The organism is Denitrovibrio acetiphilus DSM 12809 (assembly GCF_000025725.1).
GTDB classification, from domain to species: domain Bacteria; phylum Chrysiogenota; class Deferribacteres; order Deferribacterales; family Geovibrionaceae; genus Denitrovibrio; species Denitrovibrio acetiphilus.
Genome location: NC_013943.1, coordinates 276,082 through 297,659 on the forward strand (window position 1 = coordinate 276,082; position 21,578 = coordinate 297,659).

Annotated in this window: 20 protein-coding genes and 1 tRNA gene; 13 read left to right on the top strand and 8 right to left on the bottom strand. The window is 41.3% G+C overall.

All coding sequences use genetic code 11. The features are described from left to right. Positions 1–96: 96 nt before the first annotated feature. Genes glmS through DACET_RS01300 form a run of 6 tightly spaced genes read right to left on the bottom strand, consistent with a single transcriptional unit; the run spans position 97 to position 7,970 of the window. A complete protein-coding gene (gene glmS / locus DACET_RS01275; RefSeq protein ID WP_013009601.1) occupies positions 97–1,920 on the bottom strand; it encodes a glutamine--fructose-6-phosphate transaminase (isomerizing) in 1,824 nt (607 codons plus the stop codon). 19 nt (positions 1,921–1,939) lie between these two features. Then, positions 1,940–2,203, bottom strand: coding sequence for an RNA-binding S4 domain-containing protein (locus DACET_RS01280; RefSeq protein WP_013009602.1), 264 nt, complete (start codon positions 2,201–2,203; stop codon positions 1,940–1,942). Beyond that, positions 2,193–3,125, bottom strand: coding sequence for a peptidylprolyl isomerase (locus DACET_RS01285; RefSeq protein ID WP_013009603.1), 933 nt, complete (start codon positions 3,123–3,125; stop codon positions 2,193–2,195). The genes DACET_RS01280 and DACET_RS01285 overlap by 11 nt, the downstream gene beginning before the upstream one ends. Then, positions 3,064–4,020, bottom strand: a complete 957-nt coding sequence (locus DACET_RS01290; RefSeq protein WP_013009604.1) for a peptidylprolyl isomerase — start codon at positions 4,018–4,020, stop codon at positions 3,064–3,066. The genes DACET_RS01285 and DACET_RS01290 overlap by 62 nt, the downstream gene beginning before the upstream one ends. A 53-nt stretch (positions 4,021–4,073) precedes the next feature. After that, the gene (mfd, locus tag DACET_RS01295) at positions 4,074–7,385 is read right to left on the bottom strand and encodes a transcription-repair coupling factor (protein WP_013009605.1); all 3,312 of its coding nucleotides are present in this window, start codon (positions 7,383–7,385) and stop codon (positions 4,074–4,076) included. A 3-nt stretch (positions 7,386–7,388) separates the two neighbouring features. Then, positions 7,389–7,970 (bottom strand): D-sedoheptulose-7-phosphate isomerase, encoded by a 582-nt coding sequence (locus DACET_RS01300; RefSeq protein WP_013009606.1) that lies wholly within the window; start codon positions 7,968–7,970, stop codon positions 7,389–7,391. Between the two features lie 340 nt (positions 7,971–8,310). Here DACET_RS01300 and aroF point away from each other — a divergent pair, with 340 nt between their 5' ends. After that, complete coding sequence (gene aroF, locus DACET_RS01305; protein ID WP_013009607.1) at positions 8,311–9,327, top strand: 3-deoxy-7-phosphoheptulonate synthase; 1,017 nt, start codon at positions 8,311–8,313, stop codon at positions 9,325–9,327. Positions 9,328–9,556: 229 nt separating this feature from the next. Further along, positions 9,557–9,632: transfer RNA gene (locus DACET_RS01310), tRNA-Phe, on the top strand. Positions 9,633–10,008: 376 nt separating this feature from the next. On the opposite strand, the gene DACET_RS01315 is transcribed toward DACET_RS01310, so the two are convergent. Together DACET_RS01315 and DACET_RS01320 are read right to left on the bottom strand one after the other, a co-directional pair. Next, positions 10,009–10,731, bottom strand: coding sequence for a sulfite exporter TauE/SafE family protein (locus DACET_RS01315; protein ID WP_013009608.1), 723 nt, complete (start codon positions 10,729–10,731; stop codon positions 10,009–10,011). A 22-nt stretch (positions 10,732–10,753) separates the two neighbouring features. Beyond that, positions 10,754–11,668, bottom strand: a complete 915-nt coding sequence (locus tag DACET_RS01320) for a substrate-binding domain-containing protein (protein ID WP_013009609.1) — start codon at positions 11,666–11,668, stop codon at positions 10,754–10,756. A gap of 174 nt (positions 11,669–11,842) precedes the next feature. Here DACET_RS01320 and DACET_RS01325 point away from each other — a divergent pair, with 174 nt between their 5' ends. From DACET_RS01325 to DACET_RS01365, 11 genes are all read left to right on the top strand, one after another. Next, positions 11,843–12,874 (top strand): type I glyceraldehyde-3-phosphate dehydrogenase, encoded by a 1,032-nt coding sequence (locus DACET_RS01325; protein WP_013009610.1) that lies wholly within the window; start codon positions 11,843–11,845, stop codon positions 12,872–12,874. A 378-nt stretch (positions 12,875–13,252) separates the two neighbouring features. Further along, complete coding sequence (locus DACET_RS01330) at positions 13,253–14,032, top strand: hypothetical protein (RefSeq protein WP_013009611.1); 780 nt, start codon at positions 13,253–13,255, stop codon at positions 14,030–14,032. 133 nt (positions 14,033–14,165) lie between these two features. Continuing rightward, positions 14,166–14,324, top strand: coding sequence for a hypothetical protein (locus DACET_RS16180; protein ID WP_013009612.1), 159 nt, complete (start codon positions 14,166–14,168; stop codon positions 14,322–14,324). Between the two features lie 138 nt (positions 14,325–14,462). Beyond that, positions 14,463–16,004, top strand: coding sequence for an IS21 family transposase (istA, locus tag DACET_RS01335; protein WP_013009613.1), 1,542 nt, complete (start codon positions 14,463–14,465; stop codon positions 16,002–16,004). Beyond that, on the top strand, positions 15,988–16,734 hold the full coding sequence (istB, locus tag DACET_RS01340) for an IS21-like element helper ATPase IstB (protein ID WP_013009614.1): 747 nt from the start codon (positions 15,988–15,990) through the stop codon (positions 16,732–16,734). Before istA (DACET_RS01335) ends, istB (DACET_RS01340) begins: the two co-directional genes overlap by 17 nt. Before the next feature lie 121 nt (positions 16,735–16,855). Beyond that, positions 16,856–17,521, top strand: a complete 666-nt coding sequence (locus DACET_RS01345) for a hypothetical protein (protein ID WP_013009615.1) — start codon at positions 16,856–16,858, stop codon at positions 17,519–17,521. A 152-nt stretch (positions 17,522–17,673) separates the two neighbouring features. Further along, a complete protein-coding gene (locus DACET_RS16630) occupies positions 17,674–17,802 on the top strand; it encodes a hypothetical protein (RefSeq protein ID WP_013009616.1) in 129 nt (42 codons plus the stop codon). Between the two features lie 157 nt (positions 17,803–17,959). Continuing rightward, entirely contained in the window at positions 17,960–19,504 is a 1,545-nt protein-coding gene (gene istA / locus DACET_RS01350; RefSeq protein WP_013009617.1) for an IS21 family transposase, read from the top strand. Next, positions 19,492–20,226 carry an IS21-like element helper ATPase IstB gene (gene istB, locus DACET_RS01355; RefSeq protein WP_013009618.1) on the top strand — a complete coding sequence of 245 codons (735 nt, stop codon included), beginning with the start codon at positions 19,492–19,494 and terminating at the stop codon, positions 20,224–20,226. The genes istA (DACET_RS01350) and istB (DACET_RS01355) overlap by 13 nt, the downstream gene beginning before the upstream one ends. Positions 20,227–20,619: 393 nt before the next feature. Then, the gene (locus tag DACET_RS01360; protein ID WP_013009619.1) at positions 20,620–20,844 is read left to right on the top strand and encodes a hypothetical protein; all 225 of its coding nucleotides are present in this window, start codon (positions 20,620–20,622) and stop codon (positions 20,842–20,844) included. Further along, the gene (locus tag DACET_RS01365) at positions 20,837–21,457 is read left to right on the top strand and encodes an AAA family ATPase (RefSeq protein ID WP_041229782.1); all 621 of its coding nucleotides are present in this window, start codon (positions 20,837–20,839) and stop codon (positions 21,455–21,457) included. Before DACET_RS01360 ends, DACET_RS01365 begins: the two co-directional genes overlap by 8 nt. The last annotated feature ends 121 nt before the right edge of the window (positions 21,458–21,578 follow it).

Here is a 21,578-nt window from a genome sequence, read left to right on the forward strand (position 1 = left end):
TACTACTTGCCGACTTGTTTATCAGCTTTCCAACTTATATTACAATTTGCAGACTTTATTTTACCTACACACAAAACACAACATTATCAACACGGATTATTCTACTGTAACTGACTTGGCAAGATTCCTGGGTTGGTCAACATCCAGCCCCAAGAGGTGTGCACAGTGATAAGAAAATAGTTGAGTTGCCACTACTGTGGGAAAAACTGACAGCTCTTCAATAATATCCGGAATCTCTATCATATAGTCACATATGTCTTTCAGCCCTTCGTCACCCTCTGTCACCACAGCGATAACGATGCCATCTCTGGTTTTGACTTCTTCAACATTTGAAGCAACTTTTTCATAAACTGAAGATTTAGGACAGAGGACAAAAACAGGAAGAGTTTTATCTATCAACGCTATCGGACCGTGCTTCATCTCACCTGCTGCATAACCCTCAGCATGTATATAAGAAATCTCTTTAAGTTTCAGAGCTCCTTCCAGCGCAACAGGGAAATTAACGTTACGCCCAAGATACAGAAAATCGCTTGCATCTTTAAATTGCTTTGCGAGAGAAAGGATCAGGTCATCTTTGCTAAGAACATTTTCTATGACTTCAGGCAGCCTCACAACTTCGGCAAGATATCTTCCGCACTCATCTCTGGAAAGTATTTTACGTTCCTGTCCCAGAAACATAGCAAACATAAACAGACTTATCACCTGAGTTGTAAATGCCTTTGTGGAAGCAACGCCGATCTCCGGACCTGCATGTGTATATATAACACTGTCGGACTCTCTGGATATAGATGATCCGACAACATTGCAGACAGACATAATTTTTGCGCCCATCTTTTTAGCAACCCGAAGAGCGGAAAGGGTATCCGCTGTCTCACCGGACTGAGTAATGGCGACAAAAAGAGTTTTCTCATCAATAACAAGACTTCTATATCTGAACTCAGAAGCGATATCTACCTCTACAGGCATCTTTGCAAATTTCTCAATGTAAAATTTTGCAATAAGTCCTGCATGCCAGCTCGTTCCGCATGCGACAATAACTATTCTGTTCAGATCCTTAACCGCATCTTTAATAATATTAAAATCAGGGAAGCTGACACTGCTGTTTTCAAGGGAATAGTTCCCCCTTATAGTGTCAATAATTGCTCTGGGCTGTTCGTATATTTCTTTCTGCATGAAGTGGTTATAGCCTGCCTTCTCTGCCATCACAGGATTCCAGTCTATCATTCTCACTTCGCGGTTAACAGATTTACCGTCATTATCATAAATGACAAAACTGTCTTTTTTTAAAACTGCAAGGTCGCCTTCTTCCAGAAATACAAACTCTCGTGTATATGAGAGCACTGCGGGGATATCGCTTGCTGCAAACATCTCTCCGTCGCCAATACCGATCACAAGCGGGCTGTCTTTCCGGCCTATTATAAGCATATCCGGCTCTGACATACTTATTACAGCGAGTCCGTAAGAACCTATGATCTGCCTGAGAGAATGCTGTACCGCATCCTTCAGGTCGCCGTCATAGTTTGATTTTATAAGGTGAGCTACTACTTCTGTGTCTGTTTCAGAGTGAAAGATATACCCTTTCTCCTTCAGCATAGTTTTAAGCTCAAGGTAGTTTTCGATTATTCCATTATGAACTATAGCAAGTCCTTCGGAACAGTGTGGGTGTGCATTCTCAAAGGACGGCTTACCGTGGGTTGCCCATCTGGTGTGACCTATGCCAATATTAGCAGTGAAATTTCTGGAGCTGATCTGTTCTTTCAGATTAATAAGCTTACCGACGCTTCTTTCAGTGTGTATGGAGCCTGCTTCAAGCAGAGCAAGCCCGGCAGAGTCATATCCTCTGTATTCAAGCTTTGAAAGACCTTCCATAAGGACATTAGAAGCTTTTCTATTACCTATATATCCAACAATTCCGCACATTTTTCAACTCCGGATGAATCTACTCTTTTGTCCTGTATTCTAAGACATTTACATATTTATCGACATCTTTCTTCGGCACAGAACCTTTTAACGGAATTTCCACAATTTCAAGTTTTTTGTAGTAATTCCACATGTCCAGTTCAATGAGATCGCCGGCTTTAACCTTCGTGCTCGGTTTAGCAGAGCGTCCGTTCAGCAGGACAAATCCCTCATCCGCCATTTCGTTTGCAACAGTGCGGCGTTTTATAAGCATTAGAACTTTCAGTAGTTTATCAATACGCATATTTCTTTTGGATGAGTATTTCTTTTCTCTTTTCTGCCAGCCAGTTATCAAAAATCTCTTTTGATCTTTCTTCCTGAAGAGTTTTCACGATGCTGTCTCTTTTGTCGCCTGTTACATTGTCTTTATTCTTAAAGCCTTCTACGTAGAAAACACGGTATGAGCCATGGTCTTCTAATGGTTCAGTAAGCCCTTTTTTTCCTGCTATGGTGTTTCTGATCTCATCATCAAGAAATGCAAGCTCAACCCAGCCTAAGTAGCCGCCGTTATCTGCATTGCCGGATGTGGAAAATTTCATAACAGTTGAACGAAAATCACCGGTATCTTTGAAATCCGCAAGAGCCTTATCGAGCTGCTCTTTGTTGTCAACAGTCATGATCCGCAGTTCATACATATCAGAAAGCTCAAGTGCTGCGGCATTGGCTTCAACATATTTTTTGATATCATCCTCTGTTATTATGATCTTAGGTCTGAACACAGTGCTCATAAGCCTTGCTTTAAGGATGTCTATTTTTATGCTCCATTTATACTGTTCCATTGTCTGGTTGGAAGCAGCGAGGAGCTCAGAGAGTTTATCTTCATCGATGCTGTTCTTTTCAATAATCTCTTTAACAGCCCCATCAACCTCTCTGCTGGAGACACGAACACCTTCTCTGGCTGCTGCCTGTTCGATAACATAGTTGTTAGTCAGCATATCAAGAGCTGCTACATAATACTTATTCAGTTCTTCTTCACGCTTATCGCCTTCAAAGTTTTTGTAGATATACTGAAGTCTTTTCGGGTTAAGTGTCTCAAGCTCGTACTGGGTAATGACTTTTTCCCCGACAACAGCGTAGACCCTGTTTATAATTTCGGCATTGGCACTAACTGCCGCTGCCAGCAACAGTATCAGGATAGATAATTTCAGATTTTTGATACAAGTCATCGATATATTCCCTTACTTTATTTTCCTGCTTTATACCGTAAAGTTCGGCATAAAGCTTCTTTTTAAGTGTGTCAAAACTAATACCGGACTTCTTCTGCACTTCAAGCAGCTTAAAGATGTGATAACCGTAGTCAGACTTCATTATTCCGCTGACCTGTCCGGTTTTCAGGGCGAGAGCTTCTTTAAAGATATCCGGATATTCGTTAACATTGATAAACCCAAGGTCTCCGCCAGCCTCTTTTTCCGGAGCTACAGAGAATTTCTCTGCCACTTCTGAAAAAGGTATCCCCTGTTTGATAAGTCCAAGGGCGTTTTGCGCTGCCTTCTCCTCGTATGTTACAATATGCTGTATATGAGCAGAAACATCGGCATTAAGTTCATTTTTCTTCTCTTCATAAAATGCCTTCAGTTCTTCTTCGCTAATATCTATATCAGAATCAGCAATCTTCTCAAGAAATTTGCCTATTATTATGCGTTGTTTAAGGAGCTCTTTCAGTGAATCAAAATTCATATTAAGCTGTTTTTCAAACTCACTCAGCATCTTCTGCCCTTTGATAGTCTGAAAGGACTCAACAATGTCTTTAAATTTCCCTTCATCAACGACAACGCCTTCTGCCACAGCTTTTTGCAGCAGAAGTCTGTGTTCTATGAAATCCTTGTGGAGCGCTTCCACAACAGCCGGATTGGTTCTTGTCTCTGTGTCCATAACAGAGTTGCTGTATGAGATAAATGCCTCATACTCGTCTTTTGTAATCCTTTCGCCGTTAATTGTGACAAAGGTATTAGCAATCTCCTCTTCGGTAAGCCCGTTCTTTTTACCGGCTTTACCTGGGAAACAGGAAACTAAAGATAAACATAATACAATTGTGATTATTAAAATTTTTGTCTTTTTCATAGCCTCTTAGATTACCTTAAATACGCATATTTTTGCAATAGAGTATTTACATTTCAGACTGTGGGTATTTTAATAAGTTCATTAATGAAAGATACCGTTTTATCAAGGACTTTCTGCTCTTTCTCGAAAAACAGCGACAGGGTGAATTCATTGTCAAACTTTGAGCCTGCGCCGGCATTAGCTATAGCGTCCATAATTCTCTGAGGGTTTGAAGGTGTCCCTTTTGTAAAAACCATCTTAACTTTATTGCTGTAAAGATAGACTTTTTCCATATTTGCAAAGCCTGCCAGTTTTTTTATAAGCATAATGCGCCCCAGATTTTCAGTCTCCGGTTTCAGCTCACCGTAAAGCTCCGAAAGCTCATATAAAAGCTCCCGCACACTATCCATATCCTCAACACCTGAGAACTTACGATAGTAATCAAGCCTGATCTTAGTATCTTCAATATAGTCAGCAGGGATAAAATGCGGAATTGCTGTAATTATCTCCGTATCTGCGGAGATGCTCGTTATCCCTTTCAGGTCTTTCACTGCTTCGTCTATCATGGCGATAAAAAGCTCATACCCGACTTTCACCATGAATCCTGACTGGTCAGCACCCAGCAGGTCGCCTGCACCGCGAAGTTGAAGGTCGTAAAACGCGATCTTCACGCCGCTGCCAAGGTCTGAAAGCTGCTGGATTATCTTAAGTCTCTTTTGTGCAACATCCGACAAAGACGAAAATTGTTCCACCACAAGATAACAGTAACCACGTCTCCCTGAACGCCCGACACGCCCCTTAAGCTGATATATCTGTGCCAGCCCGAGGTGAGCGGCATCATTAATCACTATGGTATTTGCATTTGCAATATCTATTCCGTTTTCAATTATTGCGGTACATACAAGAACATCTGTTTTGCCCGAATAAAACTCCATAAGAATCTTTTCCAGCTCCGAGCTTGTCATCTGACCATGTGCAATGGAAACGTTCGCCCCCGGCAGCATGTTCTTAACACCGGCAGCCACCGTTTGAATATTTTCTACTCTGTTATGGAGGAAAAATACCTGACCGCCCCGTTCAAGCTCCCTCTGGATGGCGTTTTTAACCTCAACATCACGCTTGATAACCTTTGTGATAACGGGCAGCCTGTCAACCGGCGGTGTATCTATGGTTGATATATCCCTTATGCCTGAAAGCGAAAGCTGGAGAGTTCTGGGGATAGGTGTCGCTGAAAGATACAGAACATCAACATTGCTCCGCATAGCTTTAATCTTCTCTTTATGTGCCACGCCAAAGCGTTGTTCTTCATCAATGATCAAAAGTCCGAGATCCTGAAACTCTATCTCTTTGGACAGCATTTTGTGAGTACCTATCAGTATATCCAGATCACCCTTTGAGAGATCAACAAGTATCTGTCTGGTATCTCTTGCAGTCCGGAAACGGCTCACGTAGTCTACCTTTACAGGCAAATCCTTAAACCGTTCAAAAAAAGTCATATAGTGCTGTCTGGCGAGAACTGTGGTGGGGACAAGCACAGCGACCTGTTTCCCTCCGGCAACAGCCTTACATGCGGCACGCATAGCCACTTCTGTTTTACCAAAGCCGACATCACCGCAAACAAGCCTTTCCATAGGCATTGCAGATTCCATATCATTATAAACGTCGTGTATCGCAGAAAGCTGATCATCGGTTTCATCATATTCAAACGACTGCTCGAAATTATCCAGCATGTTTCCGTCATCAGTAAACGAAAAACCTTTCTCTACTTTCCGCTGGGCGTAAAGCTTCAGCAGATCCATGGCTATCTTCTTCGCCCTTGCCTTTGCCTGCGCTTTAACTTTTTTCCACTGCTGTGTCTGAAGAGAGCTGACTCTCGGTCTTGAGCCTTCCGAGCCAATGTATTTTTGTATCTGCCCTATCGAGGATAGCGGCACGTACAGAAATTCACTGTTGTCATACTCAAGCTGTATAAAATCACCTTCCACACCGCCGATGCTCTGGTGCACCAGACCAAGGTAGATTCCTATACCATAATCGACATGAACGACATGATCCCCGGGCTCAAGGTCAGATATAGTTGTGGAGTAAAGTTCTTTTTTACCGCGTTTAGGTCTTTTCTTTGCTGTACCGAATATATCTTCATCTGTGAAAACAGCAAGCATCAGCTTCTCATCTATGAACCCGCCGCGAAATTTTTCTGAATGCAGATAAAGCCCTGCCTTGTCCACCTCTTTATAGTTTTCAACTTTAGCAGGTATAAACGCATAATCCTTTGAAAACTCAGAGAAAAGTTTTGCAAGACGGTCACTTTCTATAGAACATATCACACGGAAAGATTTTTCTGCGTAGCTCTTGATAATATCCATAGCAGCAGACATTGACTGATAAAGATTGCCTTTCTTCCCGGCAAAGAGCATGGCGCTGCTTTTATACCTTGTCCCTTCGCTTTCAGCTGTTGTGATGTCCGCCATCACGTTTACTCTGTCTTCGGTCATATAAAAAAGCATACGTGAAGGTGCAATAAAATTATTGTTCCAGAAGTTTTCACCTTCAGGCATTTTATCATCTATGAGCACACGAAAATCTGTGAAAATCGACCTGTAATCTTCCGTAAAGAACAGAAAATTATAGCTTTCGCTCACATAGTCCATCAGGTTTTCCATATTATGCACAGCGGGGGTCAGCCAGTGACATCCGGCATATTTCCCATATAGCTCTACCTTATCTAAAATATCACTGTCATTTATATATTTCCTGAGGTCATCTACATCAAAAAGAGCTTCTGATGCTGGAAGGAGCCTTACAGTTTTTTCAATTTTGAGAGTGCGTCTCGTACGTATATCAACATAAGATATCCGCTCCGCCTCATCGTCAAAAAATTCTATCAGACAAGGGGTTTCACTATCTGCGGGAAAAACCTCAAGCGTATCGCCTCTGAATGCATATTCTCCTGCACCCTCAACCATTTCCACATGCACATACCCGGAGTAGGCAAGGATATATTCGAGCTCTTCCCGTTCATATGTGCCTCCGACCTTGATATCCGCTGTGGCAGAAGCAAAAACATCTTTCGGTGGTAATGATTTCAGAAGTCCGTACGGAGTAGTGACAAGGATGCAGCTCGCATCAGCGTTCAGCAGAAAGTCCAGAGTGGATGCACGTTTTGCGAAAACCTCCGGCAAAACACGGGCTTCCTCATAAGGATCCTGCGTATACTCAGGAAAACCAAGTACCCGCACACCGGAGAAGAAGAACTCGGCCTCCTGCATGATAAGGTCGTATTCCCTCTTGTTCCCTGCAACAAGAATGCTGACACGCCCCTTCGGTCTGTTGTTATAAAAGTGCCATATGGAGGAACATCCCCAAAGGCTGCTAAGTAAAGACATAAATCAGCCGGCAAACCGCCCGAACATAATCTCGTCTACAAGTTGGCAGATTATGTGTGCGGCTGCTATGTGTATCTCCTGTATTCTGGCAGTATTTTCGGATGGCGACTGAAACAAAAGGTCGCAAAGTCCCTTCATCTTTCCGCCGTCACGTCCGGTAAAGCCCACTATTTTCATGTCGCCCCTAGCTGCTTCACGCAGAGCACGGACAACATTTTCTGAATTACCGCTGGTTGAAATGCCCCACACAACATCGTTTTCGTTGCCGAGAGCACTCACCTGCTTTATAAATACGTCATTAAATTCATAGTCATTGCCAATAGAGGTAAGTATTGATGTGTCTGTTGTGAAAGCTATCGCAGGCAGAGGCGGGCGTTCCATCTTAAAACGGTTCACAAATTCCGCAGCGATATGCTGGGCATCAGCAGCAGAACCTCCGTTGCCGAAGATCATAAGCTTACCGCCGTTAATAAAGCACTGGGCGATCTCGGTTGAGATGGCGATCAGCACAGGGGCAGCTTCAGCAATAAACCTTGTCTGAGTCTCTCTCATCTCATCAAAAATATCTGATATATATTTATCCATAAAAAAACCTACAATTCTTTTTCTATATAATATGTATAGCTTACGTGCAATTTATACAAGTATTTTATCGCCAGACGGCGTTTAACAATTTTTTGTTGTTGACACTATACCTCAGTTGGTTTATTTAAACAGTATGAATAACAGGGAAAATTTCGGGCTCAACTTTTTTGGCTATTTTTTTTACTTCTTTTTTAACACTGAAGGTGTAGCCGTCTAAGTCCGACCTGTAACAACAAAATATGCAAACAGGCCGCAGCGGCTTCACTTTTGAAGCTGTATGCGGCTTTTTTTATGCCCAAATTCGGACATGATAGGTAATTAATATAAACGGAGGATCAAAATGATCGTAGTAATGAAGATCGGAGCATCACAGGAAGAGCTCAATAATGTCACTCAGGCAGCAGAAGAGCTGGGTTTCTCTTCCCACGTTATCGAAGGGAAAGAGCGCAATGTCGTCGGACTGGTCGGCATCGCAGGTCAGCGAGACAAGATGAATGTTATCGGGCAGCTCGCAGGTGTTGAAAACATTGTCCCAATCAGCAAACCATATAAGCTTGCAAGCCGTGAGGTGAAGCCGGAGCCAAGCATAATCGATGTTTGCGGTGTAAAATTCGGCGGTGAAAACATACCTGTTATAGCAGGACCTTGCTCTGTGGAAAATGAAGAGGGGGTCATCAAAACGGCAGAATTCATCAAAGCGGCAGGAGCACAAATGCTCCGCGGCGGTGCCTTCAAACCACGTACATCACCATACTCTTTCCAGGGGCTTGAAGAAGACGGGCTTAAAATACTCGCAAAAGCCAGAGAAGCAACAGGGCTTCCCATTGTCACAGAGGTCACAAACCCGAGATATGTTGATATGGTATACAAATACGCAGACATGTTTCAGGTTGGTGCAAGGAACGTGCAAAACTTCGCACTCCTCTCTGAACTGGGGAAAACTGACAAGCCTGTCCTCCTGAAAAGAGGTATGTCCACCACAATAGAAGAATACCTCAACGCAACTGAATACATCCTCTCAGAAGGGAACAAAAACGTAATCCTTTGTGAGCGGGGACTAAGAACATTTGAAACAGCTACAAGAAACACCCTTGATATCAGCGCTGTACCTGTTATCAAAGAGAAATCTCACCTGCCTATCATCATTGACCCAAGCCATGCAGCAGGTCACTGGCAATATGTTGGTCCACTTTCAAAAGCTGCTGTTGCAATCGGCGCAGACGGACTTATAATAGAGGTGCACCCTGAGCCGGAGAAAGCATGGTCAGACGGCGCACAGTCGCTGACACCAACACAGTTCCTCAAACTTATGGGAAGCATGCGCTCAATAGCTCTTGCAATAGGCAGAACTATATAGTATGGTCACAGCCCTGCTATATTTTAAGCTGGATATACGAACCTGATGGTTCATATTTTAAACACACACTCCCTGCTATCCCCTTTGGCAACAAGGGGGACTCAGGGAGATTTTTCAATGTAAGACAGGCAATTAAAGCTTTGCTAAATCTTTTTTAAAAAGATACGAAATAGATATTGACAAGACAGAGGTTTTTCGATATTTTTAGACCTCACTTTTGATAAGAAATGCCCAGGTAGCTCAGTCGGTAGAGCAGGGGACTGAAAATCCCCGTGTCGGTGGTTCGATTCCGCCCCTGGGCACCATTTTTTATAATGGTATCAACAACTTACACAAAGACTAGTGTTTCGGCACTGGTCTTTTTTTGTGGTACACTCGTGGTACATTTTTGATTGAGATTTTGTGGTTAGAATTGGTCAGAAATTAAGTGAAGGTAGTGTATTATGAAGGGTCTATTTTAAATGCTTTCTGAAAACCGATACATTCTTTAATACGTAGCTGTCTTTTCCTGAACAATGCCCCCTCCCCGAAACATTCAAAAGATTTACTTCTTTATCAAGAATATTTTGTAATAAATGTGTGTAAGTTCACAAGTTAATTCAGAACGTTTTTCGCTCTAAATTAACAGATTAATTGCTCTGAGTTATACTTCCAGAAATCATCAAATTTAAACTTGACTCATTATACTATGTTTTTAAAAACAACAATACACGCACAAAGAATAAGCATCAGATTAACTGTTACGGAGAACGTCCTGTCACTAATTTTCTTGAGGAATCTACGACCAAGATAATTGCCCGCAACAGCCCCAATTCCTGCAATAGAACCAATAAGCAAGACTCCTGAATCCATCATACCCACTGTCGTGTACGTGCCTGCTTTGAATAATTGCATAACTATAACGACAGCAGCTTTGGTGCCTAGTAGCATCTCCTTTTGCATACCATAGTTGAGGTAAAACGGGTTCATTAGAGGACCGCCGACACCAACAATTCCCGATATAAAAGAAGAAATCGCCCCAGCTATTGGGAAGTACCAGTTTTTAACTTTAAACAGCTTCTTTTCTCTGAAAAAAAGTGCCCATACTCCATTCAATAAATAAAAAACAGCCAGGCAATATGCAATCAATATCGGGTTAACAAAAGAGAATAGGTATGCTCCCGATACTGCTCCGGTTATGACGCCGGGTATAACAAGCAGTGAGACTCTAATATTAATTGATCTTCGGTATAAAATTATTCTGCTCAAACCAGATAACAAACCTGCAACAGCAACAACAGGAGCAATTGTCTGAATCGAAAAAAACATTCCGGCAACAGGGACAAAAATCATTGCCCCTCCTCCTCCTGCCAGCGTACTGAAAAACCAAGACAAAGCACCTAAGGCAAAAGGTAATAAAAGCATGAGGTCCTCATGTAATAACTCATTAAAATTCAATAACTATTTTCCCCATATCTTTTGTGTCGTAACCGCCAATATGAGAAAATTCATCTCTAAAAGTGTCTGAACGTATTATGCTCAACAACGATGCAATCTCAGGGGTACCCATATCTTCTCTTTTAAATACTAAGTCATAACGTTCCTTTTTAATTGGGACAAAATCAATACCTTCAACTTGTTTCGCTATCTTCTCTGAACCAATAGCAACATCAGCCTTTCCTGAAGCAACAACGCTTGCAACCGTTAAATGAGATTGGATTTCTTTTTCATATCCTGAAATGTCTCTTCCAAAAATACCCAGAAGTCTCAGGTTTTCATCCAGCAAGACCCTAGAGCCTGAACCTTGCTCACGGTTAACCATAGTAATATCGTCACGTCCAAAGTCGTCCCATTTAGTTATATTTTTTGGATTTCCTTTGGCAACATAAAAACCTTGAATGCGGCAAGTCAGGTGAACAATAACAGCAGGAATTCCAGGCAGCAGCCTCCGCACATAAGGCACATTATAGGTATCAGTGTCGCTGTCCCAAAGATGGGCTGATGCTACACTAACCTGATTCCGATAAAGAGCAATAAGGCTATCGTAGCTCCCAATGTACGCCCGCAATGCAGGTGTATTATGCTGCCGCATATAATTTGAGAGTATATCCAATATTATATCCTGACCACATAAGACGAACCCTTTATTCGCCGTACCACCGATTGCTTTATGCGTAACAGGCGTACTCGCTTGCTTCAGACCTTTAATATACGATTTGATATCATCTTCTGAAAAACGAATTTTCCGTCCAACTTTGTAAGATGGCAATTCTCCACTCTTTATCAAGCTATAAACCTTGCTCTTACTGATTTTTAGTATTTCACTAATATCTTCTACGGAAAGCTCATCTCTTGATTTCATAAAGCCTCCAAATCTTGACAAATGTGCAAAATAATTTAAAATGAGATATAAAATATAACTTATATACGTTTTAGTATCATTTAGTATATTTAAACACAATATCTGATGAACAACAAGAGCTATTAGGTTATATACAATGAAATATTAGCTCTTGATAATCCTAGGAGTGACTCAATGATTAAAAAAATTGCAATTAACGGGTTCGGAAGAATAGGCAGAGTTTTATTTAAACAGATCATTAACGATAATAGATATGAAATAAAAATAATAAACGACCCCGCATCTACAGAGATGATGTCTTACTTGCTAAAACATGACACTACTCTCGGCACAATGGACATGCACAATGAAGTAGAGACAGGCTGTGATTTCATAGCAGTAAATGGAAAACATATACATATAACTCATGAAATTGCTCCAGATAGTCTGTCATGGGGCAAACATGATATCGATGTTGTAATCGACTGTTCAGGAGCTTACCTTACTAAAATTAAAGCACAAAAGCATCTTGATGCAGGGGCAAAGAAAGTTATATTATCAGCTCCTGCTGGTCATGAAATACCAACTGTAGTATACGGAGTTAATACAGAAATTTTGACACCTGATGACCGTATAATCTCAGCAGCATCTTGCTCTACAAATGCCCTTGCGCCAATGGTGCAAGCATTAAGCAGATATGCCAATATCTTAGCGGGAAACATGCTTACTGTTCACGGATATACAGCAAGCCAAGTTCTTGTGGATAACGCACAAAAAAATAATGACTTTAGACGCTCAAGAGCCGCAGCATGCAATATCATCCCCACCTCAGCAGAAGCAGCTACAGCAGTAGGAAGAGTTATTCCTTCTTTAAACGGCAAGCTATATGGTTCTGCTGTCAGAGTCCCAGTACAAGCAGGATGTTATATAAATTTCATTGCCGAAATACAAAGAAAAAATGCTACAATAGAAGAACTCAATGATGTAATGGAATCTGCATCCTCAGAATTTTTTGGATATACAGAAGAAGAATTAGTTTCTTCTGATATCATAGGCATTCGTTATGCATCACTTTTTGATGCGACACAAACAGAAGTGTGTAGGACATCTCAGAATACTTTCCAGACAAAACTATCAGCATGGTTTGATAATGAAAGCTCTTTTGTATCACAAATTATTCGCTGTTTAAGCATTGATCCTTCTAAGATTAATAAGACTATATATTAGACGTTAATTGTTTAGCTTTCTCCAAAACCAATTCAGACCATTTTTAGTTCTAAATTGAATCTAGCCTAGTTCTGTCCAAAACTGCCATAAGAAACTGCATCCTGCAATAATGAACAATAAATATGTATTTGCTCGTTAGTGTGTTTAAGTGAAAATCATCAAGAGCTTACAAGACGGCAATTTAGAAATATACCAGCGAGGAATATTCCTCGGTAAACAGATAATTATTATATTCAAGCTGTTCATAGATTGTTAGAATATTACACAGTAATCCTAGAATCATATATAGCACTTACAGAGTGGAGTCAAATCAGCGTATAAATGACAAATTACATTTCGTTGGTAAAAGCACAAAAGAGATGAAGGTAAAGTTGAGCTATGACATCTGAAAGATTTGGTTATTCTGAAAAATCATGTAAAGAGTTGATGCATATCTTCTGGAAAAATTTGCAAAAAGATCCTAAGAACAGAAAGTTTTTGTTTTTCTACATTATGATAAGTGAGAAACAGTGCTTCACAAGTAATGAAAGTTTCATGCACATTTTAGAAATGATACCTGCTCTAACCCCAGAGCAAGAAATAAAAGATTTATATATTGAGTTGCTTGCAGTTATAAAAAAAATAATGCCAGATACAGGGCTTACGAACAAAGAGGAACTGGTTAATAATTGTCTCGAAAATCCTGAACTTATAACAAGTATGACAGAAGTAGCAAAAGAAGATAGAGACTATTACGATGCATTAAAAGAAGTTATCAGGATTTATATCGAAGATGTTGACCTTGACGTATCACAGATACCTTTCAAAACACAAGTAGCATTCTTAGACTGTTTTTCCGAAACTCAAAAAGCACCTATAAGCAAGAAGAAAAATTTGATCCGAACGGATTATAGAAGAGCTTTTTCCGTATGGGCATTAAACGCATTTTTTGGGATAAACCCAACAAGAAATGACAAAACAGATAGGAATACTAATCCGTGTGGATGTGATTTTGTCGCAGATGCTGAAAATTGCAAGTATGGTGAGATAAAAGACCTTTGGTTCGATCATGAATTTAAGTTTTACCGTATGTCTGAGATCGAAGATATTTCATACATAATAAAAGATAAAGAAAATAACAAAACTTTATTTTCTCTGGGTTCAGGGCTAAGCAAGTAGTTTTATATCATCGAGGATTATTCCTCTCTGCCCAAGACACAAGTTACTTATGAACGCCTTACTGACTCATAAGAGAAGACATACAAAGCAGTGTTGAATTGACTAATAGATAATTCCTGAGAGGCAAGACAATATGTTTACAGATAATAACGAGTACAAAAAAGAAATAGAACTTTTGTGTGAAGAAGAAGCAAAAGAACGGATGAAGTCCTTTTGGTCAGCATTAATAGCTAATCCAGATTGTGATTTTGCAGTTCAATTGACCCCCCTGGCGGCAAATATTTGCAGCTGAATTGACCCCCCATATTTGCAATTCAATTGACCCCTCTGTGGTGTCAGCTTTTGTAAAAAGTTTTGTAAAAATCTCTCCTTTGTATAATGCCTCCATAGAAAATAACTATGGAGAAATTGAATGCGAAAGGAGTACCACATGCACGACATCCTGGATATTCTACGACGCAGAAAGCATGGCGACGGCTTTAAGACGATCGCCAAGGCTCGCAAGATGTCTAGAAACACCATCAGGAAATACATAGAACTGGCTGTCACTTTGGGTTTCGAAAGTGACAGTGAGCCACCACTGGAGGAGATCGCATACGGTGTCTACCGCAAAGTATACGGAGACGGTTCTCGCCCAGTCAGTGAGTGCCGTAAAGTTCTTATTCCATACAAAGAGAAACTGGAACACTGGCTGAGTGAAGAGCGCCTCACTATGACCAAGATTCATTCTCTTCTTAAGCGTCATGGTGTTTCTGTAAGCTATGACACACTGCGCCGCTACCTTCATGAAGATCTTGGTTTCTTTAAGCACAACACAGTCCGCATGCCTGAAACTGCTCCAGGCGAATACGCAGAGGTTGATTTCGGTCGTCTGGGGCTTTTATATGACCCTGAGACAGACAGAAGGCGTGTGGTCCATGCATTGATAGTGACTTTGCCTTACAGCCGCTATCAGTATGTTCACCTTTGCCATAGCATGAAATTCCAGGAAGTAATCACCGGTCTGGAATCAGCCTGGGAATTCTTCGGCGGTGTTCCTGCGAAAGTGATTGTCGACAACATGAAGACAGCCATAGATAAGGCAGACCGTTATGATGCGCAGTTCAACCGCTACTTTTATGAGTATGCTTGTTACCGTGGATTTATCATAGACCCTGCAAGGGCAGTTGCTCCGAAAGACAAGCCTAAAGTTGAAAGAAATGTATCATATGTCAGAGATAACTTCTTTAAAGGAGAGACATTCAGGAGCCTTTCCCATGCACAGGAAGCAGCAGATGCCTGGTGCAGAACTGTCTCCGGCATGCGTATACATGGCACAACTAAAAAGCATCCCCGCATTGTATTTGATATGGAAGAGCAGGCGAATCTGCTCCCTCTGGAACAGGAGCGTTACGATGTACCTTTCTGGGGAACCTGCAAAGTGCATCCAGACCATCATATCCGTATTCAAAGCGCTCTTTATTCTGTCCCCACTGTATACATAGGCAAAGAGGTTTCTGTAAGGCTGGACAGCAAGCTGGTTCGCATTTACCACAAAGAGCAGCAGATAAAGGTGCATAGTCGTATGAAAAAAGGTAAACGCTCAACAGACACCAGTGACTATCCTGAAGAGAAACGTGGATACACCATGAAGAGCTGTGAATATCATATTTATAAGGCTAAAGAAGTAGGTTTCTACTGCGGAGAATTTATGGAGCGTCTGCTATCCGGTGACTTCCCATGGCAGAATCTAAGGCAGGCTCAGAAACTCATCCGGGATGCTGATAAATATGGTCATGGTCGTATGGAGCAGGCATGTCAGCGGGCAGTAAGCTTCGACCTCATCAATGTGTACAGAGTAGTAAATATAATTGAGCTCTCTATGCAGAATAATGAGGTAGAAAAATCTTCCTGTAAAGTGCTGAAACCCGCTAAATTTACACGCAATAAAAACTATTTCTACGAAGGAGGTCACGATGACACTATCAAATGAACTGAAACAGACAGTAAAAAAACTAAGGCTGTCGGGAATACTGGCTACTTTACCGGAACGGATGGCTTATGCCAAACAGCAGCACCTGACATATGCAGAGTTTCTTGAGTTGGTAATGCAGGATGAAGTGGACAGGCGTCTTCATAACCAGGTGGATAATCAAATGAAAAAAGCTGGTATTAACCCCTTTGAGACACTGGAGAGATATGACTTCGACGCTCCGGTGCAGGTAGACAGAGAAATGATCAAAGGACTGTTCGGTCTGAATTTTATTGAGGAAAAAGATAACGTGATGCTGTGCGGACCTGTCGGTGTTGGTAAAACATATCTGGCAAATGCATTGGCCCACGCTGCTGTGCGAAGAGGTAAAAAAGTCCTGATGGTCAGAGCAGAGAAACTTTTTAAAAGACTGCAGCAGTCCAGAGCTGACTACTCCTATGAGAAGGCTCTGCTTGGATTTATTACTCCCGATATGCTTATTATAGATGACTTCGGACTGAAGGCATTGAATGAACAACAGTCTACTGACTTCTATGAGATTGTTGTGGAAAGGTACGGGAGAGCATCTACTGTGATCACAAGCAACAGGGATACGGATGAATGGCTGGAACTATTCCATGACCCGATTCTCGCAAACTCGGCACTCGACAGGTTGGTGCATAATGCATACAGAGTTGTCATTGAGGGTGAGAGCTATAGAAAAATTAAATCCAGAAAAAAGTTGATTTAAAAAGGAAGATGACGTAAACAAAAATTAAGGAGAGAGGGGGTCAATTAACCTGCAAATCAGAGGGGTCAATTGAACTGCAAAATGACATCCAGATTATAAAAAATTTCTTTATTATTATATTTTGAATAGTGAAAAACAATATTTCAAAAGTGACGAGGCTTACAGTCAAATTGAAGAAGAGTTAGAAACCATAACCAGAAATCAAAACGAAGAAGATGTCTATCAAGAATTTCTTGAAGTCATAAAGAAATTGTTGCCCGACACAGAACTAACAAACAAAGAACAGATTATTAAAAGATGTGAAAGCAATCCAGATTTTATAAGACACGTTGCAATAAATTCAAAAACAGACAGAGACTACTACGATGCTTTCATGGAAGTCATGAAAATGCTTTTTGAAGATAAGATAAGTATCTCTGAGCTACCGCCAGAAGCATATACTGTATGGTTAAGTTTTACTTGTGGTGCATTAAATCCTACTCAGGCTAAGAAGAAAGTTCTAATCACTGAAGAGCATAGAAAAGTATTTTCCGTATGGGCACTAAATGAGTTTTTTAAAGTAAAGCCAAGCACAACTGTTAATGGGGATAAAAACGGTGTTGTTAAGACTTGTGGATTCGACTTAGTAGCCAATGCTGAATATACTAGTTATGAAGCAATGAAAACACTTTGGAGTAATTATAGGCGTAAAAATACTTACAAATTTTATCGCTTATCTGAAATTGAAGATTTGCCAGTGATAATAACTGATGAAAACAAAAAGCTACTATTCGAAATAAACGACTGATCATACATGATATTTAACCTTACCATCCTGAATTAACAATCTCCGTGTGGCACAACCACATCAAATCTTCCCCACTTATTTTTACCACTCATCACAGATATCTTATTCTCAAGACATGGCTCGCAAGAGTCAAAAAAAAAGGAGGCACTATTATGCCAAAATTAAAAAATGAATCAAAAGTATCAGAAGAACCAAAAGTAATGTCAGCAGAGATTAATGACTATCTGTGTCGAATTCATGAAGCTATCAGCGAAGCCAGAAAATCATCTTATTGCTCGTAGCGGCGTGATTCGGACAGCGTAGCGTTTTATCGTCGGACACCGTAGCGGAAACATTCGGACACCATGGCGGCCGTCGGACAGCGTAGCGGAGCTCGGACACTTCCCGCCAGCAAGGTTAGCCTTTAAACTGTCCTCCAATAATAAGTTGGAGGCAGATATGACGAGGTTAACAATGAGCGAGATCAAAGAGGTAATACGCCTAAGATATATAAACCAGCTTTCCATCCGTCAGATATCGGTATCAACCGGAATCCCTAAATCAACGGTATCAGACTATGTGAACCGTTTCCGGATAACTGGTCTTAAAGCTGAGGAACTGTCGTCGGTTTCCGAAGATGAACTGTACAGCCGTCTTTTTCCGGAAAGGTCAATGCCTTTGAAGCGAACCTTTCCAATGCCCGATCTGGATTATATCGCCAGAGAGAAACGTCGCAAGGGAGTCACCTGGCTTCTCCTATGGCAGGAATATAAGTCCGTCCATCCCGACGGCTATAACTACACTCAGTTCAAAGAGTACTGCAAGAAACACATATCCCGTCTAAGTCCAACCATGCGTCAGATATACAACGCCGGTGAAATAATGTTCGTAGACTATTCCGGTCTGACAATGGATATAGTAGACCGCTATACAGGAGAAGTGAGCGAGGCACAGATATTTGTATCCGCTCTCGGAGCATCCGGAGCTGTGTTTGTGCATGCAACAGAAAGCCAGAAGAAAGAATCATTCATACTGTCACACAGTCTTGCGTTTGAATATTACGGCGCAGTCTCAAAGACCGTAGTACCGGACAATCTTAAATCAGCAATAACTAAACACACCAGAGATGTTCTTACGGTCAACAGCAGCTACTCAGACATGGCTAAGTATTACGGTTGTGCAGTCATCCCCGCCAGACCTGCAAAACCTCAGGACAAAGCAAAGGTGGAGCAGGCAGTTCAGGGGATACAGCGATGGATACTTGCAAAGCTCAGGAACAGACTGTTTAACACCGTGCAGGAACTGAACTCTGCCATATCTCCGCTTACTGAGGTCTATAACAATAAAGTCATAAGAGGCATAGGCAAGAGCCGTCTTGAGCTTCTGGATGAAATAGACCGTCCTGAGATGCTCTCTCTGCCGAAAGAAAGATATCAGTATCGGGAATATCTGATAAGGCATGTCGGCTTTGATTATCATGTGGATGTTTCCGGCAGCAGATACTCAGTTCCATACAAGCTCATAAAGAACAAGGTGGATGTATGGCATTCCGCAACAACAGTAGAGATATATCACAAAGGAGACCCTATAGCCATCCATCCTAAATCAAAGAGAGGCTCCACACTCACAGAGCACATGCCGCCGAATCATGTCATGTGGCAGGAGAAGTGGAATCCCACACGTATACTCAACTGGGCAGGCTCTATAGGCTTAGATACCGCAAGGCTCATGAAGAATATCCTTGATTCCAGAAGTCATCCGGCAAACGCTTACAGGACATGCATAGCTATCCTCAGCAGAGCTAAGAACCACGATAAAAATGACTTCAATATGGCATGCAAGAAAGCAGTGGAGATAAGAGCTTATTCCGTGAAGAGCCTTGAATCCATACTTAGCAGTAAAATATATCTTGAGAAAAACGACAAGAACACTGCTCCGCTCAGCAATCATAACAATGTGCGTGGGAGAGACTATTATAAAGAGGAGGACAAATGTCAAAGTTAGAAGACCTTATTGCAGAGCTGAAGCTCGCCGGACTGGAGGCGGCTCTTTCCAGACAGATGGAGAATCCGCAGTATCGTGATCTGCCGTTTGAAGACAGGCTGCTTCAGCTACTGCAGGCGGAATCAGCAGAGAGGCTGTCACGGAAGATAAAGAGGAACATGGCACAGGTCAAGTTCAAAGACCTCAATGCAAGAGTTGAGGATATCGACTACACCATACCAAGGGGACTTGATAAGTCGGCTATGCTTTCGCTCATTTCAGGAGAGTATCTGCACAAGAAACAGAATATCCTTATTACAGGTCCTACAGGTACAGGGAAGAGCTTCATTGCTCAGGCTCTTGCCAATATGGCTGTAAGAGATGGGCTTACTGCCAGATACTATCGACTGCCCAGGCTTATGGATGAGATGAAGCTGGCAAGGCTGGATGGTACTTATGTTAAGGGGCTTAATAAAATAGCCAGGTATAATCTGCTCATCCTTGATGACTTTGGTATTAATCCGCTGACCTCCGATGATGCCAACGACCTTCTTGAGGTGATTGAGGATCGTGCGGGTATCAGCAGTGTTATCGTCACCTCGCAACTGCCTGTAGATCGCTGGTATGACTATCTCAACAACGATACTGTGGCTGACGCCATTCTGGACAGGTTGCTTCACAGCAGTCACAAGATCAAACTTAAAGGAGAAAGTATAAGGAAGATTCAGGCGGATAACGCTTGATTTATAGATGAACTGGTTCTTATAATCAGAAAAAGGTTACCTTGCGGCAAAAGTGTCCGACGACCGATACGGTGTCCGAATGTTTCCGATCCCACTGTCCGAATAAGCCGATACAGGCAATCTTATAACATCTTCGCTGTATTTTTTGAGGCTTATGAGACTCTTCGCACCGAAGATTTCAATATCTTCACAGATAAGATTGAGTATGAAAAGACCAGTATCAACAAAATGAAGAAAATCTGTAATAACTCGACTTTACGCAAGTACATCAGATTAAAGATGCTTCCTGAAAGTTGGGGTACACTTCATCAAATCACATTTCTGCACAAAAGTAATATTGATAACTTCATTAGTAATGGTTCACTAAACAAGAACTCGACCTTTAAGGACGTTATGAAGTTACGTAAGCCTCACAAGACTCCCAAAACAAAGTCAAAAGATGACTCTGTTAGTGTTAGCAGTAGTAAGTTAGTTCTCGAACTGAAGTCTTCTGCCAATATAGACGACATTGCAAAAACTGAAATACAGAACGCCATGGAAGTATTGAACAAGTACTTTACTGCCGATGGCGAATTATACAACAGAATATTTGAAATAGTGGGGTCTAATCATGAGTAATATGAAGACATTCAACGATTTTCTATTCACTTCAGAACTGAAGAAGGAACTAAAATATCTGCTAGATACCCCAGAGAGGATTCCAAGTCCTCTCTGCTTCTACGGCAGACCAGGCAACGGTAAGACATCTTTTGCTGAATATATCGCAAAAACACTTTGCTCTGAAGTTTGCTACTATGACATGAATGAATACAAAAAGAATGGTGCAAGTAGTGGTGAATTATTGAGAGCCGTTAACAATTATGCGTCTATGGCGACATTAAGTGATGAAAGCAAACCTCTAGGTAAATGTATAATACTCGATGAATGGCACAACGCCACACACTCACAACAAGATGCATATAAAGTGCCTTTTGAAACGTACTCGCAAAAAGCAAATGTACTATTCATACTATGCCTAAACACAGACTGGGAGCTACCCATTGAAAAGGCTCTTAGTCCTGCTATTAAGTCTAGGTGTCACTGTATTTCATTTAATACAAGAAGTTCACAGTTACCGGAACTTAGAGCACTAGTTCGTGAGAAATACCCTACTTTGAGTGACATACAGATAGCTACTGCTTTACCAGACATGCGGGTAATACAGAGACTTGCTGATATGTACTCTGCTTAGGTTCATCAATAATGATCAGCGAGGAATATTCCTCGCTGATTTATTTTCTGAATGTCTGACCGTTTTTATGCAACTCCCCAGCATAACCATTAACTAAAGATGTATTTCTTAAATTAGGAAT